Annotated in this window: 2 protein-coding genes and 1 pseudogene; all 3 read right to left on the bottom strand. The window is 66.0% G+C overall.

The genetic code is table 11. The annotated features are described in order from the left end of the window. Window positions 1-477, bottom strand: a pseudogene (locus tag VZ95_RS13595) (hypothetical protein); the annotation flags it as partial. A 33-nt stretch (window positions 478-510) separates the two neighbouring features. After that, complete coding sequence (gene rpe, locus VZ95_RS13590; RefSeq protein ID WP_045776327.1) at window positions 511-1,173, bottom strand: ribulose-phosphate 3-epimerase; 663 nt, start codon at window positions 1,171-1,173, stop codon at window positions 511-513. A gap of 14 nt (window positions 1,174-1,187) precedes the next feature. Then, window positions 1,188-2,465: an RsmB/NOP family class I SAM-dependent RNA methyltransferase gene (locus tag VZ95_RS13585; RefSeq protein WP_045776329.1), complete on the bottom strand. Its 1,278-nt coding sequence runs from the start codon at window positions 2,463-2,465 to the stop codon at window positions 1,188-1,190. Window positions 2,466-2,603 lie beyond the last annotated feature (138 nt).

Here is a 2,603-nt window from a genome sequence, read left to right as displayed (position 1 = left end):
CAAGAGCGACTCCGCCGCCTCCAGCCACGCCGTCACCCGCCGCCCAACCACATCGGGCCGCCAGGAAACCGGGTGCCAATGGCCGTGATCGGCAATCCAGCGCCCGACCATCTCGCGCGCCCGGTCGTGGGCGGTGGGGGTGTCGAGGCTGCGCAGGGCGGTGAGCCAGGTGAAAGCCTGGAGTTCGGCCCGCCACGCGGGGGTGCTGTTATCGGGCAGCCATGTGCTGTCGCTCTCGCCTAAGCGATGGGTTTCGCCGAAGAAAACGAAGGTTCCGTCCAGCAGGGCGGTGGCGTCGCGGGCGTTGGTTTCCTTGCTGCCCGCATCGCGCGCGGCGGGGGGCGAATCGTCCGCCTCTGCCGCGTCCCACAGGGGGGGAAGCGTGAGCAGAAAGTGATCCGGCGGGTCGCGGTCAAGCCGCCGCCAATAGAAGGGAGAGAGGAAACGCGCGTGCCGTACCCAGGTCCAGGCTGCCATCGCCGCGTCTCGCTCTCTCTGCCCTATGGCCGCTTAAACCGCTTTCAAGCGCCGGATATTCTCGGCGTAAGCGCTGGGGCCGCCCTTGAAGGTGGCGGTTCCGGCGACGAGAAGATCGGCCCCGGCCGCCACGGCGCGCGGCGCGGTTTCGAGCGTAATGCCGCCATCGACTTCCAAATCGATGCGCTTGCCGGTCGCATCGATGCGTTTGCGTAAGGTCTCTATCTTGCGCAATTGGCTATCGATAAAGCTTTGCCCGCCAAAGCCGGGGTTGACCGACATGACCAGAATCAAATCGAGATCATCGATCAGATAATCGATCATTTCGACCGGCGTATGCGGGTTCAGCACGATCCCGGCTTTTTTGCCGAAAGACTTAATAAGCTGCACGGTGCGATGGGGATGCGCCCCCGCTTCCGGGTGGAAGCTGATGATATCGGCCCCCGCCTCGGCAAACGCCGCGATATAGAGATCGACCGGCGCAATCATCAAATGCACGTCGAAGGGCAGCGCCGAATGGGGGCGTAGGGCTTTTACCACCGAAGGGCCGATGGTGATGTTCGGCACGAAATGCCCGTCCATCACATCGACATGGACCATATCGGCCCCCGCCTCGGTAATCGCGGCGACTTCCGCCCCCAGTTTGGCGAAATCGGCGGACAGGATTGACGGGGCAATCCGAGTAGCCTGCTGCATTCTTCTCTCAACCCTTACGAAACGCGCCGCAGCCGCGCGGCATAGAAACCATCGATTCCGCCCAGCTCTGCCAAATGGCTCGGCAAAGTCCGCAAATCGCCTTGGGGGGTAATCATTTCCGTAAGCCCGCCCACTTCTGCCGCGCGAATGGGCACGCGGATGAAGCGCCGGTCGCGGGCGAGGAAGCGGGTAATCCGCTCCGGCCCTTCTTCCGGCTCCAGCGAGCAGACGCAGTAGACCAGCGTGCCGCCGGTGGTCAGCATGCGAGCGGCCGCATCAAGCAGCCGATCTTGCGCCAGCACCATCGCGTCAATATCGCCCTGCTGCTTCAACCACAGCACGTCCGGGTGGCGGCGGGCGGTGCCGGTGGCCGAACAGGGGGCATCGAGCAGAATCGCGTCGAACGGGCGCGGGGGGCGGTAGAAGGCGGCGTCATCGGCCACGGTTTCAGCCACAAGGCCGACGCGGGCGAGATTTTCCGACACGCGGCGCAAGCGGCCCGCCGAGCGGTCGAGCGCCGTGACTTTGGCCCCGGCGGCGGCAAGTTGCATGGTTTTGCCGCCCGGTGCCGCGCACAGATCGGCAACGCGCATTCCGGTAACGGGGCCGAGCAGTTTGGCGGGCAGCGCCGCGCCCGCATCCTGCACCCACCACGCACCTTCATGGAAGCCGGGCAGGGCGTCGATGCGGCCATGATTATCGTGAACGCGCAAGGAACCCGTCGGCAGCACCACGGCCCCGAGCTTCTGTGCCCATTCGTCGGTCGTCGCCGGGTCTTTCAGCGTGAGGTCAAGCGCGGCTTCCCCGCGCAAGGAGGCGGCGATTGCTTGCGTCGCAGGCTCGCCATAGGTTCCGACCCAGGATTTCCACAGCCAATCGGGAATGGCGACGCGCGTGCGGTCGATTTCGGCGAGCACGGTTTCTTGCTCGTCGATCACTCGGCGCAGCAGCGCGTTCACGAAGCCGGTCATATGCGCCATATTGAGCGCCACCGTCAGCGCCACTGTGGCCGAGACCGCCGCGTGCGGCGGGGTTTCGAGCACGAGCAACTGGGCGATGCCGAGGCGCAGAATATCTTCCGCCACCGCATCGCGCGCTTTAATCGGCTCGCGCACCAGTTTGGCGATCACGGCGTCGATATAGCCCAAATGGCGCAGCACGGCGCTGGCGAGGGCGCGGACGAAAGCGCGGTCGCGCGCATCGAGCCCGCGTAGGCCCTGGTGCGTGGCGAAAGCATCGTCGAGCGGGCGGCGGCGGCGCAGAACCTGACCGATCACCTCAACGGCGAGCACACGCGGATTGACCTCCGCCCCGGGGCGCGGTTTCCGCTGACCGCCGCTCTCGCTGCGCACCCGGAAAGGCCGATCCCCTTGCGGGCGGTCGCCTTGGGGACGGTTGCCATAGGGTCGATCTCCCTGCGGACGGTCGCC

Source organism: Elstera litoralis, from assembly GCF_000963705.1.
Taxonomy (GTDB): domain Bacteria; phylum Pseudomonadota; class Alphaproteobacteria; order Elsterales; family Elsteraceae; genus Elstera; species Elstera litoralis.
This window is presented reverse-complemented; position numbering and strand designations above follow the sequence as displayed.

Excerpts from the sequence above, each read along its gene's own strand:
- rpe (WP_045776327.1), bottom strand. The coding sequence starts at position 1,173 with ATGCAGCAGGCTACTCGGATTGCCCCGTCAATCCTGTCCGCCGATTTC.